The 17,466-nt window shown below is 63.6% G+C and carries 19 protein-coding genes and 1 tRNA gene; 9 read left to right on the top strand and 11 right to left on the bottom strand.

What is annotated here, in order from left to right:
• Window positions 1-31: 31 nt before the first annotated feature.
• From H6P80_RS12680 to H6P80_RS12670, 3 genes are read left to right on the top strand one after another with little or no spacing between them, the layout of a single operon-like run.
• Complete coding sequence (locus H6P80_RS12680; RefSeq protein WP_185801727.1) at window positions 32-1,168, top strand: acyl-CoA dehydrogenase family protein; 1,137 nt, start codon at window positions 32-34, stop codon at window positions 1,166-1,168.
• 4 nt (window positions 1,169-1,172) lie between these two features.
• Window positions 1,173-2,318 (top strand): acyl-CoA dehydrogenase family protein, encoded by a 1,146-nt coding sequence (locus H6P80_RS12675; protein ID WP_185801726.1) that lies wholly within the window; start codon window positions 1,173-1,175, stop codon window positions 2,316-2,318.
• A gap of 21 nt (window positions 2,319-2,339) precedes the next feature.
• Window positions 2,340-3,131, top strand: coding sequence for an SDR family oxidoreductase (locus H6P80_RS12670; protein WP_185801725.1), 792 nt, complete (start codon window positions 2,340-2,342; stop codon window positions 3,129-3,131).
• Here the strand turns inward: H6P80_RS12670 and H6P80_RS12665 are convergent, their stop codons facing one another.
• The 7 genes from H6P80_RS12665 to H6P80_RS12635 all read right to left on the bottom strand — a co-directional run bounded on the left by H6P80_RS12665 (window position 3,132) and on the right by H6P80_RS12635 (window position 9,467).
• Complete coding sequence (locus H6P80_RS12665; protein ID WP_185801724.1) at window positions 3,132-3,521, bottom strand: PaaI family thioesterase; 390 nt, start codon at window positions 3,519-3,521, stop codon at window positions 3,132-3,134.
• Window positions 3,518-3,982, bottom strand: a complete 465-nt coding sequence (locus H6P80_RS12660; protein WP_185801723.1) for a PaaI family thioesterase — start codon at window positions 3,980-3,982, stop codon at window positions 3,518-3,520. The genes H6P80_RS12665 and H6P80_RS12660 overlap by 4 nt, the downstream gene beginning before the upstream one ends.
• A 3-nt stretch (window positions 3,983-3,985) precedes the next feature.
• Window positions 3,986-5,230, bottom strand: coding sequence for a UDP-N-acetyl-D-mannosamine dehydrogenase (wecC, locus tag H6P80_RS12655; RefSeq protein WP_185801722.1), 1,245 nt, complete (start codon window positions 5,228-5,230; stop codon window positions 3,986-3,988).
• On the bottom strand, window positions 5,220-6,338 hold the full coding sequence (gene wecB / locus H6P80_RS12650; protein ID WP_185801721.1) for a non-hydrolyzing UDP-N-acetylglucosamine 2-epimerase: 1,119 nt from the start codon (window positions 6,336-6,338) through the stop codon (window positions 5,220-5,222). The genes wecC and wecB overlap by 11 nt, the downstream gene beginning before the upstream one ends.
• Window positions 6,339-6,431: 93 nt before the next feature.
• Window positions 6,432-8,408 carry a glycosyltransferase family 4 protein gene (locus H6P80_RS12645; RefSeq protein ID WP_185801720.1) on the bottom strand — a complete coding sequence of 659 codons (1,977 nt, stop codon included), beginning with the start codon at window positions 8,406-8,408 and terminating at the stop codon, window positions 6,432-6,434.
• A 54-nt stretch (window positions 8,409-8,462) separates the two neighbouring features.
• Window positions 8,463-8,539: transfer RNA gene (locus H6P80_RS12640), tRNA-Arg, on the bottom strand.
• A 16-nt stretch (window positions 8,540-8,555) separates the two neighbouring features.
• Window positions 8,556-9,467 (bottom strand): phytanoyl-CoA dioxygenase family protein, encoded by a 912-nt coding sequence (locus H6P80_RS12635; RefSeq protein WP_185801719.1) that lies wholly within the window; start codon window positions 9,465-9,467, stop codon window positions 8,556-8,558.
• 61 nt (window positions 9,468-9,528) lie between these two features.
• Here H6P80_RS12635 and H6P80_RS12630 point away from each other — a divergent pair, with 61 nt between their 5' ends.
• Together H6P80_RS12630 and H6P80_RS12625 are read left to right on the top strand one after the other, a co-directional pair.
• The gene (locus tag H6P80_RS12630) at window positions 9,529-10,260 is read left to right on the top strand and encodes a queuosine precursor transporter (protein ID WP_185801718.1); all 732 of its coding nucleotides are present in this window, start codon (window positions 9,529-9,531) and stop codon (window positions 10,258-10,260) included.
• An 87-nt stretch (window positions 10,261-10,347) separates the two neighbouring features.
• Window positions 10,348-10,773: a hypothetical protein gene (locus H6P80_RS12625; RefSeq protein ID WP_185801717.1), complete on the top strand. Its 426-nt coding sequence runs from the start codon at window positions 10,348-10,350 to the stop codon at window positions 10,771-10,773.
• 47 nt (window positions 10,774-10,820) lie between these two features.
• Here the strand turns inward: H6P80_RS12625 and H6P80_RS12620 are convergent, their stop codons facing one another.
• Genes H6P80_RS12620 through purS form a run of 3 tightly spaced genes read right to left on the bottom strand, consistent with a single transcriptional unit; the run spans window position 10,821 to window position 12,423 of the window.
• Window positions 10,821-11,519, bottom strand: coding sequence for a Crp/Fnr family transcriptional regulator (locus tag H6P80_RS12620; protein ID WP_185801716.1), 699 nt, complete (start codon window positions 11,517-11,519; stop codon window positions 10,821-10,823).
• Window positions 11,520-11,521: 2 nt separating this feature from the next.
• Complete coding sequence (purQ, locus tag H6P80_RS12615; RefSeq protein ID WP_185801715.1) at window positions 11,522-12,187, bottom strand: phosphoribosylformylglycinamidine synthase subunit PurQ; 666 nt, start codon at window positions 12,185-12,187, stop codon at window positions 11,522-11,524.
• Complete coding sequence (gene purS / locus H6P80_RS12610; RefSeq protein ID WP_185801714.1) at window positions 12,187-12,423, bottom strand: phosphoribosylformylglycinamidine synthase subunit PurS; 237 nt, start codon at window positions 12,421-12,423, stop codon at window positions 12,187-12,189. Before purS ends, purQ begins: the two co-directional genes overlap by 1 nt.
• Window positions 12,424-12,531: 108 nt before the next feature.
• On the opposite strand from purS, the gene H6P80_RS12605 reads away from it, so the two are divergent.
• From H6P80_RS12605 to H6P80_RS12595, 3 genes are all read left to right on the top strand, one after another.
• Window positions 12,532-13,398, top strand: a complete 867-nt coding sequence (locus tag H6P80_RS12605; RefSeq protein ID WP_185801713.1) for a CPBP family intramembrane glutamic endopeptidase — start codon at window positions 12,532-12,534, stop codon at window positions 13,396-13,398.
• Between the two features lie 46 nt (window positions 13,399-13,444).
• Window positions 13,445-13,825, top strand: a complete 381-nt coding sequence (locus H6P80_RS12600; protein ID WP_185801712.1) for a hypothetical protein — start codon at window positions 13,445-13,447, stop codon at window positions 13,823-13,825.
• Between the two features lie 144 nt (window positions 13,826-13,969).
• Entirely contained in the window at window positions 13,970-14,119 is a 150-nt protein-coding gene (locus H6P80_RS12595) for a hypothetical protein (protein WP_185801711.1), read from the top strand.
• Window positions 14,120-14,164: 45 nt separating this feature from the next.
• Here the strand turns inward: H6P80_RS12595 and purC are convergent, their stop codons facing one another.
• A complete protein-coding gene (gene purC / locus H6P80_RS12590; protein ID WP_185801710.1) occupies window positions 14,165-14,944 on the bottom strand; it encodes a phosphoribosylaminoimidazolesuccinocarboxamide synthase in 780 nt (259 codons plus the stop codon).
• Between the two features lie 219 nt (window positions 14,945-15,163).
• Here purC and H6P80_RS12585 point away from each other — a divergent pair, with 219 nt between their 5' ends.
• Window positions 15,164-17,443 (top strand): CHASE domain-containing protein, encoded by a 2,280-nt coding sequence (locus H6P80_RS12585; protein WP_185801709.1) that lies wholly within the window; start codon window positions 15,164-15,166, stop codon window positions 17,441-17,443.
• Window positions 17,444-17,466: the final 23 nt, after the last annotated feature.

The raw sequence follows: 17,466 nt of genomic DNA, 5'->3' as shown, positions 1-17,466 counted from the left end.
TCCCGAACCCTATTAACAGAAGAGACGCAGGATGCCCCTTTTTCTCAATGACGACCAATCGATGCTGCAGGATACCGCCCGCGATTTCATGGCCGGCGAGGCGCCGGTCGCGCATCTCCGCGAATTTCGCGACAAGAATTGCAAGGATGGCTTCAGCCACGATCTGTGGAAGCAGTTCGGCGAGATGGGCTTTACCGGCATCCTTGTCGGCGAAGAGGATGGCGGGCTCGGCCTCGGTCATGTCGAAGCCGGGATCGTGCTGGAGGAAATCGGCCGCAACCTGACGCCGTCGCCTTTCCTCACCACATCGGTCGCGGGCGTCGAGGCCTTGAAGGCGGCGGGCGAGGATATGCGCCAGCGCTGGTTCCCCGGCATCCTCTCGGGCGAGACCGTTCTCGGCCTCGCGATCGACGAGGGCGCCAAGCATCGGCCTGAAAATATCGCCATGAAAGCGGAGCGATCAGGCAACGGCTTCAAGCTCAACGGCAAGAAGGATTTCGTCGTCCAGGGCGCCTCGGCCGACATGCTGATCGTTGCCGCGCGCACCGGCGGCAGCGCCGGCGAGACCGAGGGGCTGACCCTGTTCGCGGTCGAGCGGGAAGCCGCCGGCGTTTCCGCCGACGCGGTCCGCCTCGTCGACAGCGCGATGGCCGCGCATGTTGCGTTCGACAATGTCGAGGTGACGGCGGACGCGGTGATCGGCGAAGTCGACCAGGGCTGGGACGTGCTCACCAGGATGCTCCGTGCTGGGCGCACGGGCGCGGCGTCCGAAATGGTCGGCGTCGGTACCGGCGCGATGGACATGACCGTGAACTATCTGAAGGAACGCAAGCAGTTCGGCACGTTGATCGGGGCCTTCCAGGCGCTCCAGCACCGCGCCGCGCATCTCTACAGCGAGATGGAGATCGCCCGCTCGGTCGTCCTCAAGGCGCAGCAGCTTCTCGACGAAGGCAATGACGGCGCCGAGCTGATGGTTTCGGTCGCCAAGGCCAAGGCCGGCCGCGCCGCGAACCTTGCCGTGCGCGAAGGCGTACAGATGCATGGCGGCATCGGCATGACCGACGAATATGATATCGGCCTCTACATGAAGCGCGACCGCGCTCTCGCCGAATTCATGGGCGATGCGAACTTTCATGCAAACCTTGTCGCCGAAATGAACGGTTACTAGAACGATGGCGCTCGATCCCGAAACCTTCGACCAGCTCCTCGAAACGGTCCGCCGCTTCGTGCAGGAACGGCTCCGCCCGCTCGAAGGCGAGGTCGAGAAAAACGACGCCGTTCCCGCCGAAGTGATCGAGGAAATGAAGGCGATGGGCCTGTTCGGCCTGTCGATTGCCGAAGAATTTGGCGGCATCGGCCTCGACATGACGGAGGAAGTTCGCGTCGCGTTCGAGCTGGGCGGCACGACGCCCGCCTTCCGCTCGGCCTTCGGTACCAATGTCGGGATCGGCAGCCAGGGTATAGTGATTGCGGGTACCGAGGAACAGAAGGCCGAATGGCTTCCCAAGCTCGCCAGTGGCGAAATCGTCGCCAGCTTTGCGCTGACCGAGCCCGATGTCGGTTCGGACTCCGGCGCGGTGCAGGCCAAGGCGGTGCGCGATGGCGACGTCTATCGGCTTTCGGGCACGAAGCGCTACATCACCAATGCCGACCGCGCCTCGGTGTTCACCGTCATGGCGCGCACCGGCGAAGAAAAGGGAGGGCGCGGCGTATCGGCCTTTCTCGTGCCGCGCGACCTGCCTGGTGTGTCGATCGGCGAACCCGAGAAGAAGATGGGCCAGCAGGGCGCGAAGGTCTGCGACGTGATTTTCGACGATACGCCCGTGCCCGCCGCTAACCGGCTCGGCGCGGAGGGCGAGGGCTTCAAAGTGGCGATGAAGGTGCTGGATCGCGGGCGGCTGCATATCAGCGCGGTCTGCGTCGGCATTGCCGAGCGGCTGATCGCCGATTGCGTCGCCTTTGCGACCGAGCGCAAGCAGTTCGGCCAGGCGCTGTCGGATTTCCAGCTGATCCAGGCGATGATCGCGGATTCCAAAACCGAAGCGATGGCCGCCAAAGCGCTGGTGCTGGAGGCGGCGGCGAAGATGGACGCGGGGGAGAGGATCACCTTGCCCGCAGCGGCCGCCAAATATTTCGCTTCCGAAATGGTTGGCCGGGTCGCCGACCGCGCCGTGCAGATCCACGGCGGCGCCGGCTATATCGCCGATTACGGCATCGAACGCTTCTATCGCGATGTTCGGCTGTTCCGGATCTACGAGGGCACGAGCCAGATCCAGCAGCTGATTATCGCGCGCGAGACAATCAAGAACGGCGGATAACCGCTGCCAAGGGAGATTATCATGGACATCGGCAAACTGTTTTCGCTCGAGGGCAAGGTCGCGCTCGTCACCGGGGGATCGCGCGGCATCGGCAAGATGATCGTCGAAGGCTTTCTCGATGCCGGCTGCGAACGCGTCTATATCACCGCACGCAAGGCCGAGCAGGTCGAGGCGACGGCGGCGGAGTTCGGCGACAGGGTGATCGGTATCCCGATGGACCTTTCGACGGTCGAGAATTGCCGCGCGCTGGCCGAGGAAATCGGCAAGCGCGAGGATCGGCTCGATATCCTGGTCAACAATGCGGGCGCCGCCTGGGGCGTGCCGTTCGACGAGTTCCCGGAAAGCGGCTGGGACAAGGTGATGGACATCAACGTCAAGGCGCCCTTCTTCCTGGCCCAGGCGCTGCACGGCCTGATGAAGGCGGCCGGCACGCAGGACCGACCGGCCAAGATCATCAATATCGGCTCGATCGACGGCATGCGGCTCAACCCTTGGGAAACCTACAGCTACCACGCCTCGAAATCGGCGATCCTCTATCTCACCAAACGGATGGCCGCGACCCTGGTGCGCGATCACATCATCGTGACCGCGATCGCGCCGGGCGCGTTCGAATCGGACATGAACAAGGCCGCGCGCGATCATGGCGACGAGGTGGCCAAGGGCATCCCGGCCAAGCGGATCGGCGAACCCGAGGACATGGCCGCCGCCGCCATCTATCTGGCGAGCCGCGCGGGCGACTATGTGATCGGGGAAACCATCACGGTCGATGGCGGGCTGGTCCATGCCGCGCTCGGCACGAGCATCGACGCCTAGCTATTTCCGCGCGAGCAGCAGGTTCATCCGGGCTGCGGCGATCGGCTTTGTTTCGTCGTCCTGCCAGGCGAAGCTCTCGACATTGGCAAGCCGCTTGCCGAGGCGCGAGATGACGCCGGTCGCATAGGTCAGCTGCTCGCGCCCGCCGCGCATGAAATCGGTGGTGACGGTGATCGGCTTGATCTGCGGGCTGTCATCCTCGGCAAGCTGGTGGCGGACCGAAGCGATGGCCGCGATCTCCAGCAGGCCGGCGATCGCCCCACCATGGAGAAAGCCGGGCCGGCCCATGACATGCTGGCCATATTCCATCGACAGGATCAGCCGGCCGGCATCGTCCACTTCGGCAACGAGCCCGAGCGCCTTGGCATAAGGCGGGAGGACGAGCGTCATTCGCCTGCCTCGATAAACATGAAGGTGCCGGCCACTTGTGCGATCGGCTTGTCGGGATCGCCGTCATGCGCGCCGCCGCGTACAAAGGCGACGCTGCGGGTCGTGCGATAACAGGTCATCCGCGCGGTCACGCGCGCGCCGACATTGGCCGGGCGCAGATAATCGACGCGCAGGTCGATGGTGACGGCCGGCGCGAAGCGCTTGGCTTTCAGCCAGATCGAGGCACCCGACGCCATGTCGCACAGGCTGACGATCGGCCCGGAGGCGAGGATACCGGTTTCGGGATCGCCGACCAGCGTTTCATCATAGTCGAAGGCAAGCTCGATCCAGTCGTCGCCATGATCGACATATTGGGTGCCGATCAGGCCGTTATGGCTGTGCGGGCCGATGGTTTCGATGAAGAGCTTGGGATCGAATTCCATCTCCATCATCGCGTTGCGGACGCGTTCCTGTTTGTCCATCGTTCAGCCTTGCCGACGCCACAGGCCGACGGCATCGACCACCGCCTTGCCGCCCAGCATTCCAGCGGTGACGTCGGCGAAGGGCGTATGCGCAACCAGAAGCGCGACGACGTCGGATGCCCCAAACGCATCGTCCAGCGAGCGCAGCGTAACGCTTCCCGCTTCGGCGAGTTTCGAGGGTAGCGCGTCCACATGCGGTTCGACCGCCGACACGTCATAGCCGCGTTGAGCGAGTTCGCGCACAATCTCCAGCGCCGGGCTTTCGCGCAGATCGTCGACATTCGGCTTGTAGGCGAGTCCGAGGCAGGCGATGCGCTTCGATCCGGCCGCTTCCGCTGCCGCTTCGATCTTGCCGACGATGGTTTCCGGGCGGCCGTCATTGACGCTCCGTGCGGCGTTCATCAGCCCGGCGAGACCGGGATTCTGCGTGATCAGGAACCAGGGATCCACGGCGATGCAGTGGCCGCCGACTCCGGGCCCCGGCGAGAGGATGTTGACGCGCGGATGGCGGTTGGCGAGGCTAATCGCTTCCCAGGGATCGATGCCGTGCGTTTCGCCGATCGCCGCGACTTCGTTGGCGAAGGCGATGTTCACATCGCGATAGGCATTCTCGATCAGCTTCACCATTTCGGCCGTGATCGCATCGGTCTGGTGCACTTCGCCGTGCACGAATGTCTTGTAGAGATCGCGGGCCCTGGCCGCATCTTCGGGCATCAGGCCGCCGACGATGCGATCATTTTCGACCAGTTCGCGGACCATCTGGCCGGGCAGGATGCGCTCGGGGCAATAGGCGAGAGAGATTTTCAGGGCGTCGCCATCCACCAGATCGGGGCGCTCCTCACGCACGATACCGGCGATGGATGCCGTGGTGCCAAGCGGACTGGTCGATTCCAGCAGCACCAGATTGCCCGGCGCAAGAACCGGCATCAGCGACCGCATCGCCGCATCGACGAAGCTCATATCGGGCGATTTGTCGCCGTTCATGGGGGTTGGCACGGTGATGATGAAGGCGTCAGCGGGTTGCGGCTTGGTGTAGGCTTTCAGCTTGCCGCTTTCGACGGCCCCGCGCACCAGCAGCTCGAGATCGGGTTCGGAGAAATGCGCATCGCCCGCGTTGAGCGCGTCGACCACATCGGTGCGGATATCGACGCCTTTGACCGCCAGGCCCGCTGCCGCCAGCGTCGCCGCCGTGGGCAGGCCGATATAGCCGAGTCCCAATACGCAGACCGACTCGAATTTATCCGTCATTCTTCAACGCCTTCACAATCCGGTCCGCGGCCTTGCCGTCGCCATAGGGGTTGGCGATCGCGCTGACACGGGCATATTCGGTTTCGTCGTCTAACAGCTTTTCCGCTTCGGAAACGATAATGTCAGGGTCCGTTCCGACCAGCCGGCAGGTGCCCGCGGCGATCGCCTCCGGCCGCTCGGTCACGTCGCGTGTCACCAGCACCGGCTTGCCGAGCGACGGCGCTTCTTCCTGGATGCCGCCCGAGTCTGAAATCAGCAGATGCGCCCGGTCCATCAGATAGACGAAGGGCAGGTAATCCTGCGGTTCGATCAGGTGCACCGCCGCAGTGTCGGAGAGCACCGCGTTGGCCGCGCGCTGCACATTCTCGTTGAGATGGACGGGATAGACGATCTCGACATCGCCGCGCGATGCGAGCCGCGCCAGCGCACCGCACATCCGCTCCAGCCCGCCGTCGAAATTCTCCCGGCGATGGCCGGTGACGACGATCAGCCGCTTACCGGAATCGAGAAAATCGAAGCGCGCATCGAGATCCGCTTTCTGCCCGCCGTCGGCGCGCAGATCGCCGACCACGGAAAGCAGGGCGTCGATCACCGTGTTGCCGGTCACGAAAATACGGCCCGGAGAAATCTGCTCCGATAGCAGCGCCTCGCGCGACACTTCCGTCGGCGCGAACAGCCACTGGCCGACCATGTCGATGAAACCGCGGTTCATTTCCTCCGGCCAGGGCGCGTAAAGGTTGCGCGTGCGCAGCCCCGCCTCGACATGGCCGACGGGTATCTGGCGGTAAAAGGCCGCCATCGCCGCTGCCATCGCGGACGTGGTGTCGCCATGGACGAGCACCGCATCGGGCTTTTCGGCATCGAGAACGGCTTCCAGCCCGGTCAGGGTCGCCACCGTCACATCGGTCAGCGACTGGCCGGGCGTCATGATGTTGAGATCGATGTCGGGCTTGATGGCGAACAGCTCCAGCACCTGGTCAAGCATTTCGCGATGCTGGCCGGTGACGCACACCCGCGTGTCGAAATCGCTATCGGCCTGGAACGCCTTGACGACGGGAGCCATTTTGATCGCTTCGGGTCTTGTGCCGAAGACAATGAGGATTTTCATCAAGGGCTCCGACTGGCACCGGGGATCCCGCTGCGTTGCATTCCGGCTGGCCGCCTAACAGAAAAGTTTGACTATCTGAATAGTATAGAGGGTTTAAGCGAGTTCATCATAAAGCTGTTGCAGTCCTTGCGCGGCCGCCTGCCATGAGCGTCGATCGGCGACATAGGCCCGCGCCGCCTCGCCCAATTGCGCGCGGAGCGCCGGATCTTCCGCAAGCCGCGTGAGGGCTGCGCGCAATGCGGGCACGTCGCCGGGCGGGTGGACGAGCCCGGTTTCGCCGTCGGCGACCATGTCGCGCATGCCGCCGACACCGGACAGTACGACCGCCTTGCCGGCCGCCAGCGCTTCCAGCGGCTTGAGCGGGGAGACCAGCTCGCACACTTCCAGCGCCCGGCGCGGATAGGCGCAGATATCGAACAGCGCGTAATGGGCGGCCATTTCATCCGGCTGCGCCCGGCCTGCCAGGATAGCGCGGCCTTCGAGGCCCGCCGCTTCGATCTGGCGGGCCAGCCGCGCTTCGATACTGGCGGGGTCCTCCTGCAGCGAGGGCTGGGCGCCGACGATCAGCAGCTTCACATCGTCCCGCTCGGCAAGCAGGGGGCGGGCGGCCTCGATCAGCAGGTCGAGCCCCTCATAGGCGAGTATCGCGCCCGCATAGCCGATGACGATATCCGCCATGCCGATGCCGTAGCGCCTTGCCAGCGTATCCGGGCGCGGGGCCGGGGCGAATGCGGCGGGATCGACGCTATTGGCCACGATCGCGACGCGGTCCGCGGGCACTCCCATGTCGACGATCTGGTCGCGCATCGCGCCGTTCAACGTCAGGACCCGGTCCGCAAGCGCCAGGGTTTCGGCCTCCAGCGCGTTGTCGCGCCGCGCCTGCGGCGTCTCGCGAAAGCCCGGTTCGCGCGCCTCCCGGGTGATGTCCCAGAAGCTGCGCACTTCGTAGATAAAGGGCAGGCCCAGCCGCCGCGCTGCGATCCCGGCGGGCAATCCCGTCCAGAAATTGCTGGCGGCCTGGACGATGCCGATTTCGCGCGCGGCAAAGACGCGTTCGAAATAGTCGGCGGCCTCGGCGATATAGCCATAGGCGCGCCCGTGCCGGCCGAACCCGTTTTCGAAAAGATAGGGCAGCCCGTCGACGATTTCCAGCCCCGATGGAGAGAGTTGCTGCGCGCCGTCGCTGGGAAATCCGGGGCGGGCGATGACGATGATGTCGCGCCCCGCATTGACGAGCGCTTTCGCCAGTCCGTGGCTGCGCATCGCATAGCCCTTGGCCTCATAGGGCAGCGCATTATGCGCGCAATAAGCGATCCGGGCCGAGCCCCGGCTGCGCCGCTTCGTTTCGCCGCTATGCAGTTCCTCCATCACGCGGCCATGCGCATCGAGTTCGGCAAGATGCCGGTCGACCTTTTTGCCGGCGATCGCCGGGTCGGCAGCAATCGCGGCGCGGGCGGCAATTCTTGCGCCGTCATAATCCTGCGCGTTGGCCCGGGCGAGCGACAGCAGCCAGGTGAGACTGGCGGACGGGTTGATCGTCGTCGCCTGCTCGATCAGCGCGACCTCCGCAGAGAATTTGCTGAGATGGCGGGTCACGAGAATGCACCCGCGCAGGATATCGAAACCGACCGCCGGCGCGAACGCGTCCAGCACCGCAAAATCGAAGGCCAGGCCCGCGATCGCCCGTTCGAGAAGATCGGAGATTGCGAGCCCCATATCGAGGCTGTCGCCCGCCGCATCGAGCAGATGGGCAAGGATTTCGGGCAGCGTCGCCACGCAACATTCGATGGTGTCGGTCGCGGTGTCGAGCGCGGTGAAATCGAGCGTGGGGCGAAAGGGCTCTTCCGCCGCTGCGAGGCAGCTCGGCCGATCCTTGGCATGATCGAGCGCCAGCGAGACCGCCTGGTCTTCCAGCGAAAGCCTTACCGAGCGGGGCGGGCAGCCGGCGATGCCGATCCAGCACCAGCCGGGCCCCAGTTCCGGCAGCGCGATCGGGCCGCCCGAACCCGGTTCGGTATCGAAGGCGTCGACACGGATGGTATCGGCGTTGCGCACCGCCAGCCTGGCCATGAATTTCGCCCTTCCATGCTCGGCGTCGCCGGGGGCCGGATTCCCCGGAATTGATGGTGCGCCCGGCAGGAGTCGAACCTGCGGCCTCAAGATTAGAAGTCTCGTGCTCTATCCAGCTGAGCTACGGGCGCGTGCGGTTTGCTCTAGCTAGCTGCCGAAGGGAATGAAAGGCTGCGGGCGGTGGTTGCCGTAAAGCGACAGGCGGCGGGTTCCGGGCACCGCGTCGCCGCGGCGGTGAAAGCCGAAAACATTGGCGACGATCAGCGTATTGGCAGGCACCGGATAGGCCGAGGGTTCGGGCAGGCCGAGCCGCGCCAGCTCGCGTTCCTCGATCCGGAAGGATCCGGTCATGCCGCCGCGATCGCCCTTCATCCGCGCATGGACGGCCGCATTCGCCTTCTTCTGTTCCCAGGCGAGCCGTTCGGGCGTCAGCAGGTGGCTGCCGGGCACATAGACGAAGGGGCCGTCATCGGCGTCCACCGGATCGATGAAATACCAGTATTTCATCGCGTTGAAAAAAGTGTCGCGATGAAATTCGCGCTGGATGTCGTGGATTTCCTCTTCGTCGCCATTGACCGTCTGATAGAGCCAGTTGCGCCGTACCGGCATCGCCTTGCCGGTCACGATGCGGGCGAGACGGCGGAAACGCGGGTTGCGCGCAAAGGCGGCGGCCTGCGGACCGGGCCGGATGAAACGGTTGAGGGTCGATCCGTCGAACCGGTCGAAACCCCAGCCGTGGCGGTCGCTGTCGCCGAACCCCCAGACCTCGGGGCCGGCGGGCAGGGGAGTCTCCGATGCCGCCCCTTCCACGGCCGCATGGGCCTCGTCGCGAAGGGCCGCAAACCTGTCGGCGGGCAGGAAATCGTGAATCGCGACGAAGCCCTGCTCGTCGAGATGCCGCTCCTCGGCCGTGCGCGGCCGTACGGTCTGCGCGCGGCGAAAGCGCGAGATCGCCTGCGCGGCCTTAACCCGCTTGTTGTGCATGCCGAGCCGGTTGAGACCGGGATGGCCGACCCAGGGGTCGCTGAACACCTTCATCGAGGTGAAAATCGAATACATGGCGGGGCTTTCACGCCAAAATCGGCTGGATTGCAAGCGCTTGATAAGGCAGGAAGGACGAATGAGCGGGGCAATCGAACGGATCGACGCATCGGCGCTGGGCGGCCGGCGGATGCGCTATTTCGATTTCGTGATGGCGGCGTTCGTCGTCATCCTCCTGCTTTCCAACGTCATCGGCGCCGGCAAGGTCGCCAATCTCGAACTGCCCTTGGTCGGCGCCTATGCCTTCGGGGCGGGCATATTGTTCTTCCCCCTCTCTTATGTGCTCGGCGACGTGCTGACCGAAGTCTATGGCTATGCCCGGGCGCGGCGCTGCATCTGGGCCGGATTCGTTGCGATGCTGTTCATGGCGCTGATGGCGACCGTGGTCGTCGCGCTGCCGCCGGACGAAAGCTGGACGGGGCAGGCGGCCTATGAACAGGTGTTCGGCCAGGTCCCGCGCATCGTGTTCGCCTCGATCATCGCCTTCTGGGCCGGCGAGTTCGTCAATTCCTATGTCATGGCGCGGATGAAGGTCTGGACGCAGGGCAAGCATCTATGGAGCCGCACCATCGGTTCGACGATCTTCGGCCAGGCGATCGACAGCCTGATTTTCTATCCGCTCGCTTTCTGGGGGGTGTGGGACACCAGTCTCGTCATCACCGTGATGATCACCAACTGGCTGCTCAAGGTCGCCTGGGAGGCACTGCTGACACCGGTCACCTATGTCGTGGTCGGCTGGCTGAAACGTCGCGAGGGCCTTGACGTTTACGACGAACATACGGGCTTCACGCCGTTCCGCGCGGATATCTGACCGGACTTTTCCCGCTTTTGACATTCGTCAAAGCATCGCCGGCGCTACCCCGGCAGGGTCTTCTCCACACAAGCAAGGAGAAGTCCGATGGCCGTACATAAAAGCCTCGCCGAAATCGAAGCCCAGGGCGCGAAGGTCGCCCCGCAATTCCGTTCGAACCATGCAGAGCGCCCCTGGGAGCTCCATCCCGCGCTCTTCGTGGCGACCGGCGGCGCCTATGTCGCGTTCCTGGCTCTTCTAGGCAGCGTGACGATGAGCGAGGGATTGGTCATGCCGTTCGCGATCTTTTTTGTGTTTCTCGCCGCCTTTTTCGGCGTGCCGATCATGTTCGCGCGCGTCGCGCCCAGGGGCGAGGGTCGGTTTCAGAGCTGGAGCGAATTTCTCAGCGAAGGGATCGACACCGCTTCTGGGCGGCTGACGGGGCGTTCCGCTGCCGCGCAGGTTCTTGTCGTGCCCGCCATGCTTGTGGGGTGGGCGGCTTTCGTCGCGGTCTTTGTCTCTGCAACCCAATAAGCGAGACCGCTTCGAGGCAAGGAAGGGCGGCCCGCGGGTCGCCCTTTTTACGCGTTCGCCACGGCAGATAGCGCCGTGCGGTCGAGGATCAGGATACCCTTGCCGCCGTGCCGGGAGATCGCGCCGGCCTTTTCGAGCGCCCCGAGCTGACGGCTGACCGTTTCGATGGTCAGGCCGAGAAGGTCCGCGATTTCGCCGCGCGTCAGCGGCAATTCGAATGCGCTTCCCGCTTCGCCGGGGCGTTCGCACATACTCTGCTCGATCATCAGCAGGAAGCCGCCGACGCGCGCCACGGCCCGGCGCTTTCCGATCAGGTCGATCAGCTTGCGGCTTTCTTCCAGCGCATCGAGCGTCCGTTCGAGGATGTTCTGAGTCAGTTTCGGGTTGGCCGTCATCACCCGCTCGAAATCGGCGCGCGGAAACAGGCACAGCCGGCAGGGCGTCAGCGCGGTCGCGAAGAAATCGCGATGGGTGGCGAACAGACGCCCGAGAAAGCCAGAGGGATGGAGCAGCGCAACGATGCGCTCGACGCCGTTCTCGTCGATCGTGGAAAGCTTGGCGACGCCCTCGATCAGCGTGGCACAGGCCATGCGATCGTCGCCGGCCTGGAAGATCGGTTCTCCCGCCGCGAAATTCTGGGTCCGCCCGATTTCGGCAAGCTGGAGTTTTTCCCGGCTATCGAGCGCGGAACACACGGCCTTGTCGCGAACCGGGCAGTCGTCGCAGGCAAGGGCGGTCGCGGTCATCGTCAAGCGAGCGCTTCGACAAGCCCTTCGAAAAGCCGCCGCCCGTCCTTGCCGCCATGGGCCGGTTCGATCATCCGCTCGGGATGCGGCATCATGCCCAGCACATTGCCCGCTTCGTTGACGATGCCGGCGATATCGCGCGCCGAACCGTTGACGTTTTCGGCGTATCGAAAGACGATGCGGCCTTCGCCTTCGAGCCGGTTCAGCGTGTCGTCATCCGCGAAATAATTGCCGTCGTGATGGGCGACCGGGATCGAGATTTCTTCGTCGGCCTGGTAACGGCTGGTGAAGGCCGTCTGGCTCGAAGCGACGGTCAAAGGCACATCGCGGCAGACGAAGCGTATGCCGGCATTGCGCAGCAGCGCGCCGGGAAGCAGCCCGGCTTCGGTGAGCAGCTGGAACCCGTTGCAGACGCCGAGGATCGCGACGCCGCGTTCGGCCGCGGCTTTCACTTCGCGCATCACCGGTGAATTGGCACCGATAGCGCCGGAACGCAGATAGTCGCCATAGGAAAAGCCGCCGGGAAGCGCGATCAGGCCAAGCCCTTCGGGCAGTTCGGTCTCGCGATGCCACACCATATGCGGCTTGGTGCCGGTCGCCGCCTCGAGCGCCACCGCCATGTCGCGGTCGCAATTGGAACCGGGAAAGACGATGACCGCGCTTTTCATCAAGCTGCCTCCTTCTCGATCTCGAAATCCTCGATCACCATGTTGGCGAGAAGTTTCCGGCACATATCCTCGATCTCGGCATCGGTGACGTTTTCGTCGAGATCGAGTTCGATCAGCTTGCCCTGGCGAACGTCGTTGACGCCGTCAAAGCCAAGCGTTTCCAAGGCGTGATGGATCGCCTTGCCCTGGGGATCGAGCACGCCGTTCTTCAAGGTGACATGGACGCGGGTTTTCATGGCCGGTTTCTCCTGCATGGCCCGGAGTCGCGCGCTCTATGATGCCATCGCCGCCTTGTGGCAAGAGGGGCGGGGCGATAGGCTGTTCGTCCAATAGGGGGCTTCGCGATGGATAGCGTGTTTGTGGGGCGCGACGGCAGGCTGCGTGTCGTATTGCGGATCGCGCTTTTCGTTTTGGCACTGGCCTTGGCCGTTGCGCCGTTGCTCCTCGTCCAGAACAGCCTTCTGCAATTTCTCTTTGCCAACGTCATCCTGGTTGCCATGTTGGTCGTCTGGGCGCGCTATGTCGATCGTAGGCCTTTTGCCGACTATGGGTTGGTTCCGACCGCACGGCTCCTGTTCGGTATCGCCGTCGGCCTTGTAATTGGCACAGTGTCGGTAGCCATAATCTTCGGAGCATCCGTCGCGCTTGGCGCCGCAGAGGTGTCATCGTTGACGACCGCGATATTGGACAGCGCGTTTTTGATGTTTTTCATCAAGATGCTCTTGGTTGCGGTCTGGGAAGAAACATTTTTTCGGGGGTTCCTGTTTACGAATATTGACGGTTCGCTCGCCAAAAAAACAAGCGCGCGAACGGCTGCAATAGGCGCGCTGCTCCTGTCTTCGCTGATCTTTGCGGCTGCGCATAGCGGCACCGATCATATGTCCGTCGCCTCTTTCGCCATATTGACACTCAACGGCGTGATCCTCTGCATTCCCTTCTTGCTCACCGGCAGCCTTGGTTTGTCGATCGGCTTTCATGCGGCCTGGAATTTTGCCCAGTCGAAGCTCTTCGGCTTTGCGATGAGCGGCAACGCCGCGGACGGCTCCTTGATCACCATCGAGCCCCAAGGGCCGGTATTTTGGACCGGCGGCGCCTATGGTCCCGAGGCGGGACTGTCGGGGGTAACAGGATTTTTCGCGGCGCTGGCTTTGTTCCTGCTCGTCATTCGTCTTTTTCCTTTACGGGTGAGCGGGCTTGGATCGGGGGACTGATCCGAGCCGGGGGCGGGGAAGGAAATTCCAACGGGAGGGCGAAGCGATGACGGATGTGGTGATCGTTCATGCGCAAGAGGATCGGGCGCGCGCCCAAGCGCTCGCGGCCGCGCTGTCGATGCTGGATATCGCAGTGGCGTGGGACGGCGAAGCGGCAGCTGCGGCCGCGGTCATTGCGCTTTGGTCACAAGATTCGGTCGCCTGCGAAGCGGTGCGTGCGGCAGCGCGGGACGCCAGCAGCCGGGAAACGCTGGTTTCGGTCCAGATCGACGAATGCCGGTTGCCGTTCGAATTGCGATTGATCCACACCGAATATCTTGGCGTCGGCGCCGAAGATTCCGGCGATCCCGTTTGGCATCGGGTTTTGGAAAGAATCGGCGAACTGGTAGGCCGGCCGGGCCTGGGATTGCTGGAAAACCAAACCTAACCAGATGGTTGCCGACATTCCTGCGTAAGCGCGCGGCATATGCTGATCGGTTTATTAACCGGATTTCAAACCCTCGCCTTTAGTTCTTCGCGATCCGGAGCCCGGTTCCGGGCCTGTATTTGATTAGCTGGGGAGGCGATGGCCATGGCAGCGCTCGCATTGGGGATGTTTGTTGCCCTGTTTGCCTTTGGGCAGGATCTTGTCGGGTATCACGATCCCGATGGAACGGTGAAACTCGCCCTTCTCGCCACATTCGTTTTTGGCATTATTTGCGGCAGCAAGATCGGCCGCTAGGGCCGTCCTGCCGCTTTCGAAATCGCTATCCAGCGCCGGGCGCGGCTATTTGCCGCGCTTTTTCCTGTGCTGTTCGAGGTCGAGAACCTCGTTCTCGTCGCCTTCGGGAAGCAGGCCGAGCCGCCGCGCGACTTCCTGATAGGCTTCGACCTCGCCGCCGAGATCGCGGCGAAACCGGTCCTTGTCGAGCTTCTCGTTCGAATCCATGTCCCACAGGCGGCAGCCATCGGGGCTGATTTCGTCGGCAAGGATCAGGCGGGAGAAATCGCCGTCCCAGATCCGGCCGAATTCCAGCTTGAAATCGATCAGGCGGATATTGATCGCCGAAAACAGCCCGGACATGAAGTCGTTCACCCGGATCGCCATGTCGGCGATCTCGTTCATTTCTTCCTGGCTGGCCCAACCGAAACAGGCGATATGCTCTTCCGCGATCAGCGGGTCGCCGAGCGCATCGTCTTTCAGGCAATATTCGATCAGCGTGCGGGGCAGGGGCGTGCCCTCCTCGATGCCGAGCCGCTTGGACAGCGTTCCCGCGGCAACGTTCCGCACGATCACCTCGATCGGCACGATCTCGACCTGGCGGACCAGTTGCTCGCGCATGTTGAGGCGGCGAATGAAGTGGTTGGGCACGCCGATATGGTTGAGGCGCGTGAAGATATGCTCGGAAATCCGGTTGTTGAGCACGCCCTTGCCGTTGATCGTGCCCTTTTTCTGCGCGTTGAAGGCTGTCGCGTCGTCCTTGAAATACTGAATGATCGTGCCGGGTTCGGGCCCCTCATAGAGGATCTTGGCCTTGCCCTCGTAGATCTGGCGGCGGCGGGACATCGCTGGGGTCTCCGTAAAAAAGAAGTGCGCCCCGGACGCGGCGGCAAACTGCGCGCGGGCCGAGGCGGACAAAAAAATTCTATAGCCGAGCGGGCGGTCTTGCGCAATCGCGACCGGCGCTCGTGCGCGGGCGGGCGATGCCCCACGGGGCTACAGCTCGTTTACCCACCATTAACTCTAAAAATATAAGGATTTAGGTCAATTTCTCGGAGGGGTTCGATGAACCTGAGCCTGCACAGGGCGTTTCCTGTCGGCGTGTTCGCCGTCGGGCTGATCGTATCAGCGCTGATTGCGTTTCAGATCGCCAATTTCACCGACGACCGGCTGGAGGAACGCTTTGCGCACTCCGCCGACATGGCCGTCACCTCGGTCGAAAACCGCATCGACATGCAGATGACCCTGCTGCGCGGCACGGCGGGCCTTTTCCATTCCTCGGATTCGGTGACGGCGCAAGATTTCGAAACCTTTGTCGACTGGCTGGACCTCGAACATAACTATCCCGGCGTGCTGGGCGTCGGCTTCGCTGCGGCCGCGCCGGACCGCGAGACGCTGAGCGCGCTGGCCGCCGAACGGCAACCGGACCGCGCGATCGCGAACGAAGCCTGGCCGCTCGGCGATAGAGCCGCTTATTCGACGATCCTGTATCTGGAGCCGCAAAATGTCCGGAATGCCGAGGCGATCGGTTTCGACATGATGAGCGAGGAAACGCGGCGAGCGGCGATGATGCGGGCGGCCAGGACCGGCGAAACGATCATGAGCGGCCGCGTCGAGCTCGTCCAGGAAATCGACAGCGAAAAGCAGCCGGGCTTCCTCATCTACACGCCGCTCTACAGCGACGACACGGCGGCGCGGACGGGCACGCCCTATGGCTGGGTCTATAGTCCGCTCCGCGCGCATGACATGTTCCGTGAGGTCTTTCCGGAGAATGCGCACGCCGATCTTGCGGTCAGCATCTATGACGGACCCGTGGCGCCGGAAAACCTGCTCTTCCGGTCCAGCCAGGAGACCGGGGACCGGCGCTACCGGAGGATCACGACGCTCACCCTTGCCGGCCATGAATGGACGATCGAGGCGGTCGCGCTTCCCTCGTTCGCGCAGAGCACGACCTCCTTTCTCCCCTGGGTGGTGGGCTTTGGCGGCGCGCTCGTCGCACTGCTGCTGGCCATCCTGTTCGATCAACAGGTTCGCGCCGCCGCCCGGATCGAGGAAAAAGTGTCGCAGCGCACCGCGGAGCTCAACGCCGCCAACACCCGGCTGCACGAGGAGGTGGCGGCGCGGGCCAAGGCGGAAACCGAAGTCATGCAGATGCAGCGCATGGAATCCCTGGGTCAGCTGACCGGCGGGATTGCGCATGATTTCAATAATATGCTGGCCGTTGTTATGGGCAATCTCGAGCTGGCGCGGCTTAATGTCAGCAATCCCGAACGGCTGGAGAAACTCATTCACCGGGCGACGATCGGCGCGCTGCGCGCCTCCGACCTCACGCAGCGCCTGCTGGCCTTTGCGCGGCGCCAGCCGCTGACGCCCAGCAAGGTCGATGTGAACGCCCTCGTCGGCGAGATGAGCGAGATGCTGGAGCGAACGATCGGCAAGCGGGTCAATTTCAGCACCGAACTCGCCGACGATCTGTGGCCGACCCTGGTCGATGGTAATCAGCTCGAAAATGCCTTGCTCAACCTCGTCATCAACGCGCGCGACGCGATGGAGGACGGCGACGCGCTCGTCATCCGTACCGCGAACGGGCAGCACAGGATTGCCGAAAACGGGCAGAACGGAGATCTCGCCGAATGCGTCTGCATTTCGGTGTATGATTCCGGCGCCGGCATGACTGAAGAGGTGCGCGAGCAGGCGCTCGAACCGTTCTTCACGACCAAGGCTATCGGCAAGGGCACCGGTCTGGGACTGAGCCAGGTGTTCGGTTTTGCGCGGCAATCGGGCGGCGATCTCGAAATCGACACCGAGGAAGGCAAGGGCACGACGATCCGCATCTTCCTGCCGCGGCTGCAAGGTGCGCAGGCGGGCGATACCGATGAGGCGGGCGAAGGGCCTGCCGAAGATGCCGTCGCTCGCGGGCTGCAGCAGGAAGTCGTGCTGGTCGTCGACGACGAAGAAGAAGTCCGGACGATGACCGTCGAGATGCTGCGCGAACTCGGCTACAGCGTCGTCGCCGCTTCGGGCGGGGAAGAGGCGCTGCGCAGGCTTGCCTCCCATCCCGAAATCCGCGTCGTGCTGACCGATATCGTGATGCCGGAAATGAACGGCAACGAGTTTGCCAGCCACGCGCTGTCGGCGGTCCCCGATCTCAAATTCGTGTTCGTCAGCGGTTACGATAATCCCGCCGAGCCCGTGGAGCGCCTGGAAAACGGGGTGATAGCGCGGTTGCGCAAGCCCTTTGGGCGCGACGTTCTCGCCCGGGCGATACGCACGGCGTTCGATCAGAATGCGGATGTCGCCTGGCCGGCCCCGGATAACGGATCCGCGAAAGCCAACACGGCCTGACGCCCCCGGCTACCCCCAAAAAA

Origin of the sequence: Parasphingopyxis marina (assembly GCF_014237875.1) — a bacterium.
Taxonomy (GTDB): Bacteria; Pseudomonadota; Alphaproteobacteria; order Sphingomonadales; family Sphingomonadaceae; genus Parasphingopyxis; species Parasphingopyxis marina.
The sequence above is the reverse complement of the archived record's forward strand: the minus strand, read 5'-3'. Positions and strand labels throughout refer to the sequence as shown.

Coding starts and splice junctions, on each gene's coding strand:
- H6P80_RS12680 (WP_185801727.1), top strand. CDS start 32: ATGCCCCTTTTTCTCAATGACGACCAATCGATGCTGCAGGATACCGCC.
- H6P80_RS12675 (WP_185801726.1), top strand. CDS start 1,173: ATGGCGCTCGATCCCGAAACCTTCGACCAGCTCCTCGAAACGGTCCGC.
- H6P80_RS12670 (WP_185801725.1), top strand. CDS start 2,340: ATGGACATCGGCAAACTGTTTTCGCTCGAGGGCAAGGTCGCGCTCGTC.
- H6P80_RS12665 (WP_185801724.1), bottom strand. CDS start 3,521: ATGACGCTCGTCCTCCCGCCTTATGCCAAGGCGCTCGGGCTCGTTGCC.
- H6P80_RS12660 (WP_185801723.1), bottom strand. CDS start 3,982: ATGGACAAACAGGAACGCGTCCGCAACGCGATGATGGAGATGGAATTC.
- wecC (WP_185801722.1), bottom strand. CDS start 5,230: ATGACGGATAAATTCGAGTCGGTCTGCGTATTGGGACTCGGCTATATC.
- wecB (WP_185801721.1), bottom strand. CDS start 6,338: ATGAAAATCCTCATTGTCTTCGGCACAAGACCCGAAGCGATCAAAATG.
- H6P80_RS12645 (WP_185801720.1), bottom strand. CDS start 8,408: ATGGCCAGGCTGGCGGTGCGCAACGCCGATACCATCCGTGTCGACGCC.
- H6P80_RS12635 (WP_185801719.1), bottom strand. CDS start 9,467: ATGTATTCGATTTTCACCTCGATGAAGGTGTTCAGCGACCCCTGGGTC.
- H6P80_RS12630 (WP_185801718.1), top strand. CDS start 9,529: ATGAGCGGGGCAATCGAACGGATCGACGCATCGGCGCTGGGCGGCCGG.
- H6P80_RS12625 (WP_185801717.1), top strand. CDS start 10,348: ATGGCCGTACATAAAAGCCTCGCCGAAATCGAAGCCCAGGGCGCGAAG.
- H6P80_RS12620 (WP_185801716.1), bottom strand. CDS start 11,519: ATGACCGCGACCGCCCTTGCCTGCGACGACTGCCCGGTTCGCGACAAG.
- purQ (WP_185801715.1), bottom strand. CDS start 12,187: ATGAAAAGCGCGGTCATCGTCTTTCCCGGTTCCAATTGCGACCGCGAC.
- purS (WP_185801714.1), bottom strand. CDS start 12,423: ATGAAAACCCGCGTCCATGTCACCTTGAAGAACGGCGTGCTCGATCCC.
- H6P80_RS12605 (WP_185801713.1), top strand. CDS start 12,532: ATGGATAGCGTGTTTGTGGGGCGCGACGGCAGGCTGCGTGTCGTATTG.
- H6P80_RS12600 (WP_185801712.1), top strand. CDS start 13,445: ATGACGGATGTGGTGATCGTTCATGCGCAAGAGGATCGGGCGCGCGCC.
- H6P80_RS12595 (WP_185801711.1), top strand. CDS start 13,970: ATGGCAGCGCTCGCATTGGGGATGTTTGTTGCCCTGTTTGCCTTTGGG.
- purC (WP_185801710.1), bottom strand. CDS start 14,944: ATGTCCCGCCGCCGCCAGATCTACGAGGGCAAGGCCAAGATCCTCTAT.
- H6P80_RS12585 (WP_185801709.1), top strand. CDS start 15,164: ATGAACCTGAGCCTGCACAGGGCGTTTCCTGTCGGCGTGTTCGCCGTC.